Origin of the sequence: Sphingomonas sp., from assembly GCF_017744835.1 — a bacterium.
GTDB lineage: Bacteria > Pseudomonadota > Alphaproteobacteria > Sphingomonadales > Sphingomonadaceae > Sphingomonas.
The window spans coordinates 645,577-661,319 of sequence record NZ_JAGIAM010000001.1; the positions used below are offsets into that span (position 1 = coordinate 645,577).

The window sequence follows — 15,743 nt, forward strand, 5'->3', positions numbered from 1 at the left end:
ATCTCGATATTCCGCTGGCCCCAAAAAGGTCGCGCGTGACCCCCGCCGGTATCTGACACCCCGACGGCAATTCGGCGACTTTCGAGCCAGCCCGCGAGTGAGTGACTCGGATGCGGGCGGAGGCTCGCATGACCCCGACCAAGCTGCTCATCGGCCAGATCCTCGTCGTGCTCGCGACCATTGTCGCGAGCATCTGGACGGCCACGCAATGGGCCGCCGCGAACCTCGCCTATCAACCAGAGCTCGGACGGCCGTGGTTCACATTGTTCGGCACGCCGGTCTATCACCCATGGTCGATCTTTCCCTGGTGGTTCGCTTTCGACGCTTACGCGCCGGTCATCTTCGACAAGGCCGGGGCCATCGCAGCAGCGGGTGGTTTCGTCGGCTGCGGCGCGGCGATCTTCGGCTCGGTCTGGCGGGCCCGACAGTCGCGGAACGTCACGACCTACGGCTCGGCCCGCTGGGCCACGAACAAAGAGGTCGCCGCCGCCGGTCTGCTCGGCGAGAGCGGTGTCGCACTCGGGCGGATCGGCAGCCGCGATCTCCGCCACGACGGTCCCGAGCATGTCATGGCCTTCGCGCCGACCCGCTCGGGCAAGGGCGTTGGCCTCGTCGTGCCCACGCTGCTCAGCTGGACCGGCTCGGCGGTCATTCACGACATCAAGGGCGAGAACTGGCAACTGACCGCCGGCTGGCGCTCGCGCTTCTCGCATTGTCTGCTGTTCAACCCGACCGACGCGCGCTCGGCACGCTATAATCCGCTGCTCGAGGTCCGGCGCGGCGTGGAGGAAGTCCGCGACGTCCAGAACATCGCCGACATCCTGGTCGATCCCGAAGGCGCGCTCGAGCGTCGCAACCATTGGGAGAAGACCAGCCATTCGCTGCTGGTCGGCGCGATCCTCCACGTGCTCTATGCGGAGGAGGAGAAGACGCTCGCCCGCGTCGCGACCCTCCTGTCCGATCCGCAGCGCTCGTTCGCCGCCACCCTGCGCCGCATGATGACCACCAATCACCTGGGCAGCGAGGAGGCGCCGATGGTGCATCCGGTCGTCGCCTCGGCCGCGCGCGAACTCCTCAACAAGAGCGAGAACGAACGCTCGGGCGTGTTGTCGACCGCCATGTCCTTCCTCGGGCTGTATCGCGACCCGACCGTGGCGGCGGTCACCGCCGCATCCGACTGGCGGATCGTCGATCTCGTCGAAGCCGCGCATCCGATCTCGCTCTACCTCGTCGTGCCGCCGTCCGACATCAGCCGCACCAAGCCGCTGATCCGCCTGGTCCTGAACCAGATCGGCCGCCGCCTGACCGAAAAGCTGCACGCTACCGGGCGCGTGTCGGGCGCGAGCCGTCATCGCCTGCTGCTGATGCTCGACGAGTTTCCCGCGCTCGGACGCCTCGACTTCTTCGAGACCAGCCTCGCATTCCTGGCGGGATATGGCGTCCGCGCCTTCCTCATTGCACAGAGCCTTAACCAGATCGAGAAGGCCTATGGCGAGCATAACGCCATCCTCGACAACTGCCATGTCCGGATCGCGTTCGCGACCAACGACGAGCGTACTGCGAAGCGCATCTCGGACGCGCTCGGCACCGCGACCGAGCAGCGGGCGATGCGCAACTATGCCGGGCACCGGCTCGCTCCCTGGCTCGCACATGTCATGGTCAGCCGGCAGGAAACCGCCCGTGCGCTGCTGACGCCGGGCGAAGTCATGCAACTCAAGCCCAGCGACGAGCTGGTGCTGGTCTCCGGCCATCCGCCGATCCGGGCGAAGAAGCTGCGCTACTACGAGGATCGCCGGTTCGCCGCACGCGTCCTGCCGGCACCGTCGCTCGACACAGACGGCTATGCCGACTGTCCCGCAGCGCGCCCCGACGACTGGACCGGACAGGTCCGGATGATCGACATGCGGCTCGCCGGCGACGCCGATGGTGAGGACGGGACCGACACTGGCGGCCTCGAGCAGGCCCGGCATCCCGCGCATGAGATAGAAGTGCAGGGTCCGGCAGAACCTGAGATCGCTGATCCGCTCGGTCTCGGCGAGGACGATGGCGACCAGGCAGCGGAGCGCCGGGCGATGGACCGCGTGCAGGCACTCGGCGCCGCGCGAACGGCATATGGCCTCGATGCCGCCTCGGCTCGGCCCGACGACCTGCAGCTGGGGTTCTGACCGATGGAAAAGGTCCGCCACCAGCTGTTTCTGCCGAAGCCGCTCTCCGACCGGCTCGAAGCGCTTGCCGCAAGGCCCGGTGCCAGCAAGTCGGCGATCCTCGCCGATGCCGTCACGGCCTGGCTCAATCGCCGCGGCGCATCTGAGCTGGAAGATCGGTTCGCGATCCGGCTCGACCGGCTGACGCAGGCGATCGGCAGGGTCGACCGCGACGCCTATGTGATCCTCGAAACGCTGGCGCTGTTCATCCGGTTCGAACTCGCGATCCAGACACCGCTCGCAGAGAACGACCATGCTGGCCGCGCGCTCGGCGCCAAGCGGTTCGAAGCTTTCGTGACGCAGGTCGGTCGTCAGGTCTCGACCGGGCGCCGCACGCTCGGCGCCGCGGCGGAGGACGCCGAATGACCGCCGGTCTTTCTGTCGAGCGCCGCCGGCGCATGCTGATCACCGCGCTCGGTGCCGACATCGCCGCGGCCATGCGCGACCCGCTGGTCATCGAGATCATGGTCAATCCCGACGGCGCGCTGCGGCTCGACCGGCTCGGCGAAGGCCGCATTGATACCGAGATCCGCATCGAACCCGAACAGGTTGAGCGGATCATCCGGCTGGTCGCGAGCCACGCGCGCGCCGAGGTCCATGCCGAGCATCCGATCATCTCGGCCGAGCTGCCGCCACATATTGAGGCGCGTGCCGGCGAGCGCTTCGAGGGCGTGCTGCCGCCGGTCTCGTCCGCGCCGTGCTTCTCGATCCGCAAGCCTGCGCAGAAGCTGCACACGCTCGATGACTATATCGCCGACGGGCTGATGTCGGAGGTCCAGGCCGATGCGCTGCGCGCCGCGGTCACCCAGCGCTACAATATCCTGGTCGCCGGCGGCACCAGTTCGGGCAAGACGACTCTCGCCAACGCCCTGCTCGCCGAAATGGCCTGGGTCGATAGCCGCGTGATCCTGATCGAGGACACGCGCGAGCTGCAATGCCCGCTGCCCGACACCGTAGCGCTTCGCACCCGGCCGCCGCATGTGTCGATGACCGAGCTGGTGCGCTCGACCATGCGCCTGCGCCCCGATCGCATCGTGGTGGGTGAGGTTCGCGGTCCCGAAGCGCTCGACATGTTGAAGGCATGGAATACCGGTCATCCCGGCGGGATCGCGACGGTCCATGCCAACAGTGCGATCGCCGCGCTCTACCGGATCGAGCAGCTCGTGCAGGAGACGGTGGTCACCGTGCCGCGGCAGCTCATCGCCGAGGCCATCGACATCGTCGTCTTCATTTCCGGGCGCGGCGTCGATCGCCGCGTATCGACCATCGCGCGCGTCGCCGGGCTCGACCCCGACACCGGCGCATACGCGCTCGCCGACCTTCCCAAGCCCAACCCCAAGGAGACCTGACCCATGATCCGTGCCCTCGATCCGCGCCCATTCGCCAACCGGCATCTGCTCGTCGGCATGGGCGTCGGCCTCGCGCTGACTCTCTCCACCCAGGTCCAGGCAGCCGGCTCCGGCATGCCGTGGGAAGAACCTCTGCAGCAGGTGCTCGAATCCGTGCAGGGGCCGGTGGCCAAGATCGTCGCGGTGATCATCATCATCGTCACCGGCCTGACGCTCGCGTTCGGCGAGACCGCCGGCGGGTTCCGGCGGCTGATCCAGATCGTGTTCGGCCTGTCGATCGCGTTCGCGGCGTCGAGCTTCTTCCTGTCGTTCTTCAGCTTCGGCGGCGGGGCGCTGATCGCGTGATCGGCCCAAGCTCCTACAACGCCCAGCACATCGACGGCTTCGAGGTGCCGATCCATGGCTCGCTGGGCGCGCCGCTGCTGCTCGGCGGCGCGCCGCGCGGCCTTGCGATCGTCAACGGAACGCTGGCCGCCGCGGTCGGCCTGGGCCTCCAGCAATGGCTGGCGGGGCTCGCTCTCTGGGCGGTTGGACACAGCGTCGCCGTGATGGCCGCCCGCCGCGACCCACACTTCGCCCCTGTGCTGCTGCGCCACATCCGCCAGAAGGGATACTTCGCGTGCTGAGCTTGCGGGAATACCGGCCGACCGCCGACCGGCTGGCCGACCATCTGCCGTGGGCGGCGCTGGTCGCGCCGGGCGTGGTCCTCAACAAGGATGGCAGCTTCCTGCGCGTGCTGCGCTTCCGCGGTCCCGATCTCGAATCCGCGACCGAGGCCGAGCTGCTCGGGGCCTGCGCACGCGCCAACAATGCGCTCAAGCGCTTCGGCAGTGGCTGGGCGCTGTTCTTCGACGCCGAGCGGCGCGAGGCGCACAGCTATCCGGACAGCGACTTTCCCGACGCGGCGAGCTGGCTGGTCGACGGCGAACGGCGCGCGGCGTTCGAGGCCGAGGGCACGCATTTCGAGAGCCGCTACCATCTGACGCTCACCTGGCTGCCGCCCGTAGATGCCAGCGATCGCGCCGGGCGCTCGCTGGTCGAGCGGCCCGATGCCGACAAGGGCAGGGATTGGCGCGGCACACTCGTTTCGTTCGTCGCTGAGACCGACCGGGTGCTCGACCTCCTCTCCGGCTTCATGGCCGAGACGCGCGCACTCGACGACGACGAGACGCTGACCTTCCTCCACGGTACCATCTCGGATCGGCGTCACCCGGTCGTGACGCCCGAGACGCCGATGTATCTCGACGGCGTGCTGGCCGATACGCCGCTGGTCGGCGGGCTGGAACCGGTGCTGGGCGAGCTGCATGTCCGCACGCTGACCATCCTCGGTTTTCCGAACCTGAGCCGGCCGGGCATCGTCGACGCGCTCAATCACCAGGATTTCGGCTATCGCTGGGTCACGCGCTTCATCGCGCTCGACAAGACGCTCGCCACCAAGACGCTGACGTCGCTGCGCCGGCAGTGGTTCAACAAGCGCAAGTCGGTCACCGCGATGCTGCGCGAGGTGCTCTACAACCAGCCAGCGCAGCTGCTCGACAGCGATGCCGACAACAAGGTCATCGATGCCGACCAGGCGCTGCAGGCGCTCGGCGGCGATCATGTTGCATTCGGCTATCTGACCACGACCATCACCGTCACCGACACCGACCGCGCTGCGGTCGAGGACAAGGTTCGCGCCGTAGAGCGCATCGTCAACGGCCTCGGCTTCACCGCCAAGCGCGAGAGCGTCAACGCGGTCGAGGCGTGGCTCTCGTCCTTGCCCGGTCACGTCTATGCGAATGTCCGGCAGCCGCTGGTTCACACGCTGAACCTCGCGCACCTGATGCCGCTGTCGTCGGTGTGGGCGGGCCCGGTGCGGAACGCCCATCTCGACGGCCCGCCGCTGCTGGTCGCGAAGACCGCCGGATCGACGCCGTTCCGGCTCTCCACCCATGTCGGCGATGTCGGGCACATGATGGTTGTCGGGCCAACCGGCGCCGGCAAGTCGGTGCTGCTGAGCCTCATCGCGCTCCAGTTCCGGCGCTACCCGGGCGCGCAGGTCTATATCTTCGACAAGGGCAACAGCGCGCGGGCCGCGGTACTCGCGATGGGTGGCGCGCATCATGCGCTGGGTTCGGCCGAGACGGACGGCGAGACGCTGGCCTTCCAGCCGTTGGCGAACATTGACGACGCCGGCGAACGCAGTTGGGCGGCCGAATGGATCGCGGCGCTGCTGACGCACGAGAATGTGGCCGTCACCCCAGACGTGAAGGATTCGATCTGGACGGCGCTCGGCAGTCTCGCGTCGGCGCCGCGCGAGGAGCGGACCATGACCGGCCTCGCGCTGCTGCTCCAGTCGAACGCGCTGCGCATCGCGCTCCAGCCCTATACGCTCGAGGGACCGCACGGCCGGCTGCTCGACGCGGCCGAACAGCAGCTGGCCCTTGCCGATGTTCAGTGCTTCGAGACCGAGGCGCTGATGGGCCAGGCCGGCGCGGTCGCGCCGGTGCTCACCTATCTCTTCCACCGGCTGGAGGAGCGGTTCGATGGCCGGCCGACGCTGCTGATCCTCGATGAGGCCTGGATCTTCCTCGATCATCCGCTGTTCGCCGCGCGTATCCGCGAATGGCTGAAGGTGCTGCGCAAGAAGAACGTCGCGGTGCTGTTCGCGACGCAGAGCCTCGCCGACATCGCAGGGTCGGCGATCGCGCCGGCGATCATCGAAAGCTGCCCGCAACGCATCCTGCTGCCCAACGACCGCGCGATCGAGCCGCAGGGCCATGACATCTACGCGCGCTTCGGCCTCAACGACCGGCAGATCGAGCTGATCGCTCGGGCCACGCCAAAGCGGCACTACTACCTGCAATCCGCCCGCGGCAACCGGCTGTTCGAGCTTGGCCTCGGCCCGGTCGCGCTGGCGCTGTGCGGCGCGTCGGACCCGGCGGCGCAGGCGCGGATCGACGCCGTGCTCGCCGAACACGGTCGTGACCACTTCACCGAAGCCTTCCTGCGCGTCGCCGGCCTCGAGTGGGCCGCCGACCTTGCCGCCGATTTTTCCGATCAAACCCCCCAATCTTCCAAGGCCCCCCAAGAAGGAGAGAAGTAATGCATATCCTTACCCGCAAAGTCCTGGTCGCGACCGCGCTCGGCATCGGCACTGCCGGTTCGCTGGCGATGGGCCTGATTACCGCGAGCACGCCGGCGCACGCGCAGCTCGGCGGGGTTGTGTTCGACCCCAGCAATTACAGCCAGAACATCCTGACCGCGGCGCGCACGCTCACGCAGATCAACAACCAGATCCAATCGCTGCAGAACGAAGCGACCATGCTGATCAACCAGGCGAAGAACCTCTCGAAGATCGACTTCCCGCAGCTCGACCAGCTGCGGCAGAAGCTCCAGCAGATCGACCGACTGATGGGTCAGGCGCAGGGCGTGGATTTCCGCGTCGACCAGCTCGACGCGCGCATCCGCCAGCTGTTTCCGCGCGACCTCGACCAGGCGCTGCGCATGGATGCGCGCGTGCGCGACGCCCGCGCGCGGCTCGATGCGAGCATGGACGGGTTCCGCCAGACCATGACCGTGCAGGCGCAGGTCGTCGAAAATGTCCGCGATGATGCCGAGGCGCTGAACGCGATCGTCGCCCGTAGCCAGGGTGCGGAAGGCAGCCTGCAGGCGCAACAGGCGACGAACCAGCTCCTCGCGCTCACCGCCAAGCAGCAGTTCCAGCTGCAGCAGATCATGGCGGCGCAGTTCCGGACCGAGGCGCTCGAACAGTCGCGTCGCGCGCAGGCCGAAATCGAAGGCCGCGCCGCGACCAGGAGGTTCCTCGGCACCGGCCGGGCCTACACGCCGCAATAGCCGCCTGAATGACCTAAGGCGGCGCGCTCTCGCTCCCCGAGCGCGCTGCCTCGTCGCGGGGTCTGTTGGGCTATCGCCCCCAATGGCCGCCGGACCCCGCGACACCTTTGACCTCGTAAAAGAAAGCCGCCGCGCACGTGAACGACCTTTCCGTCATCGACCGGTTCATGCAGGCCTTCATCCGCTACATCGACAGCGGGTTCGGGCTCTTGGGCGGCGATGTCGCCTTCCTGACGACGACGCTTATCGGCATCGACATCACGCTCGCCGGCCTGTTCTGGGCGATGGGCGGCGAGGGCAATATCATCGGCCGCTTCCTCAGGAAGATCCTCTACATCGGCGCCTTCGCGTTCATCCTGAACAGCTTTTCGACGCTCGCCGACATCATCTTCAGGTCATTCGCACAGGCCGGACTGACGGCCGGCGGTGGGTCTCTCACCGCCGACGACTTGCTCCGCCCCGGCAAGGTTGCCGCGACCGGGTTCGAGGCGGCGTGGCCGCTGCTCGATCAGGCGTCGAGCATGATGGGGTTCGTCAGCTTCTTCGAGAACTTCCTGACGATCGCCGTGCTGCTGTTCTCCTGGGCGATCGTCATCCTCGCCTTCTTCATCCTCGCCGTGCAGATGTTCGTGACGATCATCGAGTTCAAGCTGACCAGTCTGGCCGGGTTCATCCTCGTGCCGTTCGCGCTGTGGAACCGCACCAGTTTCCTCGCCGAGCGCGTGCTCGGCAATGTCGTCTCGTCGGGCATCAAGGTGATGGTGCTCGCCGTCACCGTCGGCATCGGCTCCAACTTCTTCGCCGAGTTCACCAGCTCGATGCAGGGGCAGGAACCCGATCTCGGTGCCGCGCTCAGCCTGACGCTGGGTGCGCTGTCGCTGTTCGGGCTCGGCATCTTCGGTCCCGGCATCGCGTCGGGCCTCGTTTCCGGCGCGCCGCAGCTGGGTGCCGGTGCCGCACTCGGCACGGCGATTGGCGCGGCCGCCGTGCCGATGATTGCCGGCGGCGCCACATTGGGCGCGGCGCGCGCGATGGGCGGCACCGCGCTGGGCGCGATCCGCGCCGGCACGACGATGGGCAGTGCCGCCTCGACTGCGGCGCAGCTCGGCCGCGAGACCGGCGGCTCGAGCATCGGCGGCATGGCAGCTGCCGCCAGGGGCGCCGCCGCGCAGAAGATGGAAAGCACGTTCGGCCTCGGCGCCGCCGCCGAGCGCGGGCGTACCGCCGCCTGGGCCGCCCTCAACCGCACGCCGCGCTCGTCGACCGCCACCGGCGGTGGTGAAGGGTCCGACGCCACACCCGCCTGGGCGCGCTCGATGCGCGCACAGCAGACCGCCCGCCATCACCGCCAGCTCGCGGTCCACACGCTCCAGCAAGGCGACCGCGGCGGCGCGTCCGCCACGCCCGACATCAAGGAAAGGAACGACTGAGCCATGTTCTTCAAGCGAAGCATGCAGCGCTACGGCCGCACACCGCCGCCCGAAACGCCCTATCAGCGTGCCGGACAGCTGTGGGACGAGCGGATCGGCTCGGCACGGGTTCAGGCGCGAAACTGGCGGCTGATGGCGTTCGGCTGCCTGTTGCTGACAGCGGGCACGTCCGCCGGGCTTGCCTGGCAGTCGCTGCACAGCCGGGTCACGCCCTATGTCGTCGAGGTCGACCGGCTCGGCGAGGCGCGCGCCGTGCAGCCGGCCGATGTCGAATATCAGCCGACCGACCGGCAAATCGCATGGCACCTTGCCCGGTTCATCCGCAGCGTGCGGTCGGTATCGCTCGATCCGGTGCTGATGCGGCGCGACTGGCTCGAAGCCTACGACTTCGCGACCAAGCGCGGCGCCCAGTTCCTCGGCGAATATGCGCGCGCGGCATCGCCGTTCGCCAATGTCGGCGAGCGCACCGTATCGGTGGAAGTGACCAGCGTCGTGCGCGCCTCGGACAAATCCTTCCAAGTAAAGTGGACCGAGACTGCGTTCGAGCGTGGCAGCCAGGCCGGCGTCTCGCGCTGGACCGCCATTCTCACCATCGTTTCACGGCCACCGGCCTCGGCCGATGTGCTGCGCAGGAATCCGCTCGGCATCTACGTCGACGCGATCGACTGGAGCCGCGAGCTCGATACCGCGCCCGCTGGGTCCGCCCAACCGGTCGCGCAGCCATCGCCCGCGGCGCCCAACCTGCCGCTCGGCTCCCCGCTCGATCCGACCCTCGGCGCACCGATCGCCAATGCCCAGGAGACCCAGTGATGAAACTCGCCGTCCTGCCGGCGCTTGCCGGCATCCTCATCGCCACACCTGCGGCCGGACAGACACGGCCTGCGCGGCAGGCGGTCCAGCATGTTGCAACCGCCAACCGGGCGGCGACGATCGAGCCGGCGCCGGCCGGGTTCGTCGGCGGCGCCCAAGTCTATCCTTTCAGCGAAGGTACGATCTTCCTGGCCTATACTGCACCGGGCCTCGTCACGGACATCGTGCTCCAGCCCGGCGAAGCACTGATCGCCGTCGCCAGCGGCGACACCGCGCGCTGGGTCATCGGCGACACGACGAGCGGCTCGGGCGAGACGAAACAGACGCATGTCTTGGTGAAGCCCTTCTCGGCCGGACTGGTCACCAATCTCGTCATTACCACCGACCGCCGCGCGTACCATGTCCGGCTGGTCAGCACTTCGGCCACCGCGCTGTCGTCGATGCGCTGGACCTATCCGCAGGACGAGCTGCTCGCGCTCCGCCGCAAGGCCGAAGCCGAGCGCGCCGCCGCGCCGGTCGCCGTCGGCCTGTCGATCGAGGCGCTTCATTTCAACTATGCGATCAGCGGCGACAAGCCCGCCTGGCGGCCGGTGCGCGCGTTCGACGATGGGCAGAAGACCTATGTCGAGTTCCCGGCCTCGCTGGCGAACAATGAGGCGCCGCCGCTGTTCCTCATCGGATCCGATGGCAAGGCCGAGCTGGTCAACTATCGGCTGAGCGGCCGCTTCTATGTCGTCGACCGAATATTCGACGCCGCCGAGCTGCGGCTCGGGCTCAAGAAGCAGCAGGTCGTGCGTATCGACCGAGTGTCGTCCAAGGCGAAGCGGAGGGGCGCATGACCGAGGCCGCTGCACCGGCGCCGGCCGCGCCTCAACGGAAGCTCGATCCGGAGACGCTCAGCATCCGCTCACGGCCGGCCCGTGCCATTCGCTTTCGCCGCGGTGCGATCATCGGCATCGCCGCGCTCGGATCGGTCAGCCTGATGGGCATCGCCTGGATGGCACTCAAGCCGCAGGTGTTTCGGCAGGTCGCACAGGAGAGCGAACTGTCGCAGCCGATGGCGAAGCCTGCATCCGACGCGCTGTCGGGGCTGCCAGCGAGCTATGGCGATGCGCCCAGGCTGGGGCCGCCGCTACCGGGCGATCTCGGCCGGCCGATCCTCCGCGCGCAGGAGCGAGCGGACACCACGGTTGCGCCGTCCGGCGTCGACCCGGCGGAGGCCGCCCGGCAGCAGCGCCTCGCCGATCTCAAGGCGGCGCGTGAGTCCGGGCTCATGGCGCAGGTGACGACCGCAAGGAATGGCGCCCCTCCGCCGGCACTGGAAGCGGCGGCGTCGGAACCAGCCGCTGGCGCGGGTTCGACGCCCGGCACACCCGGCACGCGCAAGGAGCAATTCGCCGCCGGGCGCGATACGGGCGGCGATCTCAATTCGGGAGGACTGGTGCCCCCGGTCTCGCCCAACAGCGTGCTCGCCGGCAGCGTCATTGCCGCCAGCCTCATCACCGGTCTCAGTTCCGATCTCCCCGGCATGGTCACGGCGCAGGTGACGCAGAATGTGTTCGACACGGTCACCGGCCGCATCCTGCTCGTGCCACAGGGGGCGCGACTCATCGGCAAATATGACTCCGTGGTCGCGTTCGGTCAGCGGCGGGCGCTGGTCATCTGGCAACGGCTGATCCTGCCTGACGGCAGTTCGGTCCGCCTCGACAATATGCCGGCGGCCGATCCGTCTGGCTATGCCGGGCTCGCCGACAAGGTCGACTTTCACACCTGGACGCTGCTCAAGGGTGTCGGGATCGCGACATTGCTCGGCGTCGGTTCGGAGCTGTCGATCTCTGGCGAAAGCGATCTCGTGCAGGCAATCCGCGAGTCCGCGCAGTCGAACACGGCGGGCGCGGGCGACCAGATCACCCAGCGCAACCTCGATATCCAGCCGACGATCACCATCCGCCCCGGCGCGCCGGTCCGCATGCTGGTGACCCGCGATCTGATCCTCGCGCCGTGGCGCGAAAAGGCCGGCTGACATGGCAGAGCTGAAGCTGGGCAAGTTGCCCGACCGCACGCCGGTCAAGCTGGCGATCACGATCACGCCCGACCTCCAAGCCGCCCTCCAGAGCTACGCAGCCGTCTATGCCGCGACCTATGGTGTCGAGGAACCGGTCGCCGATCTCGTCCCGGCGATGCTCACGGCGTTCCTCGAAAGCGACCGCGGATTTGTCAAAGCACGCGAGGCTGCGTTGCGAGGGCAAAAATGATCGAGCGGGCATGGGAAAAGAAGATCGAGCCACTGACGGTTCGCATTTCGACGGCGGTCCGGATCACGGGTCTGAGCCGGTCGCGCATCTATGAGCTGATCCAGTCCGGCGATCTCGACACGGTGAAGGTCGGAAGGGCGACGCTGGTGCAATACGCGAGTCTGAAGGCGCTCACGGCCAGTCGCTCCGTGGCCGACCCTCAATCCACTCACTCGTCCGAGCGATGAGCCTCATGGTATACCCCGCGGGGGATGATCCTCTGCCGTCCCCGCGGGGTATGAGCGTCAACCCCTCGATCGCCTGGCGCCGAAATCCGGGCGGAGAATTTTCCCTCCGTCCCGCAGCTCGTCGAGGTAGTCGGACCAGCGCTGCATCATCGCGACGCGTTCGTCCCAATATTCGCCGCGCGCATAGGCACGGCGGACCTGATTGGTATCCACGTGCGCAAGCTGGCGCTCGATCGCATCGGGATTCCACTCGCCCAGTTCGTTGAGCAGCGTCGCTGCCATCGCCCGGAAGCCATGCGCGGTCATCTGGTCGGTCGTGTAGCCGAGCTTGCGCAGGCCCTGGTTCACGGCGTTCTCCGACATCGCCTTGCGAGGCTTGCCGAAGCACGGGAACAGGTATTTCCACCAGTGCGTGTGCTCGTGAAGCTCCCTGAGCATCGCAATCACCTGCCGCGACAGCGGCACCCGGTGCGGCCGTCGCATCTTCATACGCTCCGCAGGGATGAACCAAATCGCCTCGTCGAAATCGATGTCGGTCCATTCGGCCTGCCTAAGCTCGCCGGGCCGAAGCAGCACATGGGGGGAGAGCCGCATCGCCATGACGGTGACCTTGTGGCCGCTGTAGCCGTCAATGGCCCGGAGCAGGGCGCCGACCTCGGACGGCCGCGTGATGGCCGCGAAATGCTTGACCTTGGGCGCAGCGATGGCGCCGCGAAGGTCGGCGGCGACATCCTTGTCGCATCGCACGGTCGCGACACCGTAGCGGAACACACGGCTCAGCACGCTGCGCATGCGCCGGGCGCTTTCGTAGGCGCCGGTCGCCTCGACCTTGCGCAGGACCGCCAGCGCCTCGTGCGGGGTGATCTGCGCGATCGGAATGCTTCCGATAACGGGATAAGCCTTGGCGAGCAGCCAGCCGATCTTCTCGATTGTCACCGGCGCGAGGCCGTCCCGCTCGCATTTGACAAGCCATTCCCTGGCCACAGCCTCGAAGGTGTTGGCCGCGGCATATTTGGCGGCGATCCGCGAGCGCTTCTTCTCGAGTGCGGGGTCGATTCCGTTGGCGACCAGCTTCTTGGCCTCGTCTCGGCGCACGCGGGCGTCAGCGAGGCTTATCGTCGGCCATCCTCCGAGGTGAAGGGTCTTCTGCTTGTCGAGGAAACGGTACTTGAAGCGCCATAGCTTCGAGCCGTTGGGCCGGATGGTGAGATAAAGGCCTTGAGAGTCGGAGAGGGCGTACTCCTTTGCCCGTGGCTTGGCATTGTTGATCTGGATATAGGTCAGCATGGTCGTTTTCCCAGCAAAGCCGGGTCGATCCGTGGCCACCAAATGAAGCACCAAAGCGGGGTGCTTTTTGGTGGTCCCAGCCGGATTTCGCCGGACGGTGTCTGGCGATTCTCGGCCTAAAAATGCTGTGAAACCAGCCGCTTACTGGACGCTGCTGGACGTATCCAGAGCCAGTATTGGTGCCCAGAAGAGGACTCGAACCTCCACGGCCTTGCGACCGCCAGCACCTGAAGCTGGTGCGTCTACCAATTCCGCCATCTGGGCACGGGGTAGGCGGCGCCCTCTAGGGGAGGGGCGGGCTGGTTGTCAACGGCCCAAATCGCCAGAGGCCAAAATGTCGATCGGGGGCCCCGGTACGGCGGCGACACCGCGCGCCAGAGCCCATCGGCGGCTTGCCCAAAGCGCCGTCGCGAGGCATGGGGCGGGGCAGGTTCGAGGTACGTGAGGCAGGCATGAAGGACAGGCTGGTAACGCTCATCGGCGGCGGCGGATTCGTCGGTCGCTATGTCGCGCAGGAGCTCTACCGTGCCGGCGCGCGCGTTCGCATCGCCCAGCGCCGCCCCCGCGACGCCTGGTTCCTGAAGCCGCTGGGCGGCCTGGGCCAGACGCAATTCGTCGCCGCCGACGTGACTCGGCCGGAGACGGTCGCGCGCGCAGTGGACGGCGCCGATCACGTCGTGAACCTGGTCGGCATCCTGTCGGGCAATTTCCGCGGCGTGCACGTCGACGGCGCGCGCAACGTCGCCGAGGCGGCGAGGCAGGCCGGCGTCGAATCGCTCGTTCATTTCTCGGCGCTCGGCGCCGACCCCGCCTCGGATTCGGCCTATGCCCGCACCAAGGCCGAGGGCGAGGCCGCCGTGCGCGAGGCCTTCCCCCAGGCGACCGTGCTGCGCCCGTCGACGCTGTTCGGGCGCGAGGACCAGTTCGTGAACCGCTTCGCCGGCATGATCGCGGCGCTGCCGGTGGTTCCGGTGCTGCGCCCGCAGGCGAAGTTCCAGCCGGCCTATGTCGCCGACGTCGCCGCAGCGGCGGTCGCCGCCCTCGCCGACCCCAAGGCGCATGGCGGCAAGACCTATGCGCTCGGCGGCCCCGACGTGCTGACGATGGCGGCGCTCTATCGCTGGATCGGCGAGGCGATCGGCCGCAAGCCCGCGTTCGCCGAACTGCCCGACGCGCTCGGCGCGCTCGTTGCGAGCTTCGGCGCGCTGCCCGGCGCACCGATCACGCGCGACCAATGGCGGATGCTGGGCCATGACAATGTCGTCCCCGCGGGCGCCGAAGGCTTTGGAGCGTTCGGGCTCACCCCGACCCCGCTCGCGGCGGTCGCGCCCGACTGGCTGGTGCGCTTCCGCCGCCACGGCCGCTTCGCCGGGCTCCGCCAGCCCGCCTGATCTTCTCCTCCTCCCGGCCGCGGCGCTGCGCTCCGGGAGTGCGGCGGCGGGCCAGCCACAAGGGGCCCAGCCCGCATGAACGAAATGATCGTCGCCATCCTGCTCGGCATCGTCGAGGGCGTGACCGAATTCCTGCCGGTCTCCTCGACCGGGCATCTGATCCTGGCGAGCGAGCTGCTCGGCTACGACGCCGCCACCTGGGCGATGTTCAACGTCATCATCCAGCTCGGCGCGATCCTGGCGGTGGTGGTGCTCTATTGGCGCACCTTCTGGGCCGTCGCCGAGGGACTGATCCGGCGCAACCCGACCTCGTGGCGCTTCCTGCGCAACCTGGTGGTGGCGTTCATCCCCGCCGCGGTGATCGGCCTCGCCCTCCACGACCAGATCGAGATGCTGCTCGGCGCGCCGCGCGTCGTGGCGGTGGCGCTGATCCTGGGCGGCATCGCGATCCTGGTGATCGAGCGGCTGGTCAAGCGAACCGACATCCACGGCATCGCCGACATCCCGCTGCTGCGCGTGATCGGCATCGGCTTCATCCAGTGCATCTCGATGATCCCCGGCGTCAGCCGCTCGGGCGCGACGATCCTGGGAGCGCTGTCGCTCGGCGTCGAGCGGCGCACCGCGGCGGAATTCAGCTTCTTCCTGGCGATCCCGACGATGCTCGGCGCGACCACGCTCGAGCTCGCCAAGAACAGCGAGCAGATCGCCACCGGCAGCGTCGGCTGGAGCGAGATCGGCCTGGGCTTCCTCGTCTCGTTCGTCGTCGCGATCCTGGTGATCAAATGGTTCGTGGGCATCGTCAGCAAGCACGGCTTCGCCCCGTTCGCCTGGTACCGAATCGTCGCCGGCCTGATCGCGCTGGTGTGGCTGGGAATGCGGTAGGTCCGAAACGGGACCATCTATTCTGCTGATCCTGCCGATTTTTGCCGGATTGAAACAAGGTTGCAGAAATA

16 protein-coding genes and 1 tRNA gene are annotated in these 15,743 nt (G+C 67.9%); 15 read left to right on the forward strand and 2 right to left on the reverse strand.

Annotated features, from left to right (window positions below):
- Positions 1-128 precede the first annotated feature (128 nt).
- The 13 genes from J7500_RS03000 (at position 129) to J7500_RS03060 (ending at position 12,112) form a co-directional block, all read left to right on the forward strand.
- Positions 129-2,165, forward strand: coding sequence for a conjugal transfer protein TraG (locus J7500_RS03000; RefSeq protein WP_294059929.1), 2,037 nt, complete (start codon positions 129-131; stop codon positions 2,163-2,165).
- A gap of 3 nt (positions 2,166-2,168) precedes the next feature.
- Entirely contained in the window at positions 2,169-2,570 is a 402-nt protein-coding gene (locus tag J7500_RS03005; RefSeq protein WP_294059931.1) for a CopG family transcriptional regulator, read from the forward strand.
- A complete protein-coding gene (trbB, locus tag J7500_RS03010; protein WP_294059933.1) occupies positions 2,567-3,553 on the forward strand; it encodes a P-type conjugative transfer ATPase TrbB in 987 nt (328 codons plus the stop codon). Before J7500_RS03005 ends, trbB begins: the two co-directional genes overlap by 4 nt.
- Before the next feature lie 3 nt (positions 3,554-3,556).
- On the forward strand, positions 3,557-3,898 hold the full coding sequence (locus J7500_RS03015) for a TrbC/VirB2 family protein (protein ID WP_294059934.1): 342 nt from the start codon (positions 3,557-3,559) through the stop codon (positions 3,896-3,898).
- Entirely contained in the window at positions 3,895-4,179 is a 285-nt protein-coding gene (locus tag J7500_RS03020; RefSeq protein WP_294059935.1) for a VirB3 family type IV secretion system protein, read from the forward strand. Before J7500_RS03015 ends, J7500_RS03020 begins: the two co-directional genes overlap by 4 nt.
- Complete coding sequence (trbE, locus tag J7500_RS03025; protein WP_294059936.1) at positions 4,173-6,638, forward strand: conjugal transfer protein TrbE; 2,466 nt, start codon at positions 4,173-4,175, stop codon at positions 6,636-6,638. The genes J7500_RS03020 and trbE overlap by 7 nt, the downstream gene beginning before the upstream one ends.
- Positions 6,638-7,390, forward strand: a complete 753-nt coding sequence (gene trbJ / locus J7500_RS03030) for a P-type conjugative transfer protein TrbJ (RefSeq protein ID WP_294059937.1) — start codon at positions 6,638-6,640, stop codon at positions 7,388-7,390. Before trbE ends, trbJ begins: the two co-directional genes overlap by 1 nt.
- 137 nt (positions 7,391-7,527) lie before the next feature.
- Positions 7,528-8,820 (forward strand): P-type conjugative transfer protein TrbL, encoded by a 1,293-nt coding sequence (gene trbL / locus J7500_RS03035; protein WP_294059938.1) that lies wholly within the window; start codon positions 7,528-7,530, stop codon positions 8,818-8,820.
- 3 nt (positions 8,821-8,823) lie between these two features.
- The gene (gene trbF, locus J7500_RS03040) at positions 8,824-9,630 is read left to right on the forward strand and encodes a conjugal transfer protein TrbF (protein WP_294059939.1); all 807 of its coding nucleotides are present in this window, start codon (positions 8,824-8,826) and stop codon (positions 9,628-9,630) included.
- The gene (trbG, locus tag J7500_RS03045; protein WP_294059940.1) at positions 9,630-10,469 is read left to right on the forward strand and encodes a P-type conjugative transfer protein TrbG; all 840 of its coding nucleotides are present in this window, start codon (positions 9,630-9,632) and stop codon (positions 10,467-10,469) included. The genes trbF and trbG overlap by 1 nt, the downstream gene beginning before the upstream one ends.
- Positions 10,466-11,653, forward strand: a complete 1,188-nt coding sequence (locus J7500_RS03050) for a TrbI/VirB10 family protein (protein WP_294059941.1) — start codon at positions 10,466-10,468, stop codon at positions 11,651-11,653. The genes trbG and J7500_RS03050 overlap by 4 nt, the downstream gene beginning before the upstream one ends.
- Position 11,654: 1 nt before the next feature.
- Positions 11,655-11,885 carry a DUF2274 domain-containing protein gene (locus tag J7500_RS03055; protein WP_294059942.1) on the forward strand — a complete coding sequence of 77 codons (231 nt, stop codon included), beginning with the start codon at positions 11,655-11,657 and terminating at the stop codon, positions 11,883-11,885.
- Positions 11,882-12,112: a helix-turn-helix domain-containing protein gene (locus J7500_RS03060; protein WP_294059943.1), complete on the forward strand. Its 231-nt coding sequence runs from the start codon at positions 11,882-11,884 to the stop codon at positions 12,110-12,112. Before J7500_RS03055 ends, J7500_RS03060 begins: the two co-directional genes overlap by 4 nt.
- A gap of 57 nt (positions 12,113-12,169) precedes the next feature.
- Here J7500_RS03060 and J7500_RS03065 read toward each other — a convergent pair whose 3' ends face one another.
- Positions 12,170-13,399, reverse strand: coding sequence for an integrase arm-type DNA-binding domain-containing protein (locus J7500_RS03065; RefSeq protein WP_294059944.1), 1,230 nt, complete (start codon positions 13,397-13,399; stop codon positions 12,170-12,172).
- 177 nt (positions 13,400-13,576) lie between these two features.
- Positions 13,577-13,663 (reverse strand) — tRNA-Leu (locus tag J7500_RS03070).
- A gap of 188 nt (positions 13,664-13,851) precedes the next feature.
- Here J7500_RS03070 and J7500_RS03075 point away from each other — a divergent pair.
- Positions 13,852-14,790 (forward strand): complex I NDUFA9 subunit family protein, encoded by a 939-nt coding sequence (locus tag J7500_RS03075; RefSeq protein WP_294059945.1) that lies wholly within the window; start codon positions 13,852-13,854, stop codon positions 14,788-14,790.
- 75 nt (positions 14,791-14,865) lie between these two features.
- A complete protein-coding gene (locus tag J7500_RS03080) occupies positions 14,866-15,672 on the forward strand; it encodes an undecaprenyl-diphosphate phosphatase (protein WP_294059946.1) in 807 nt (268 codons plus the stop codon).
- Positions 15,673-15,743: the final 71 nt, after the last annotated feature.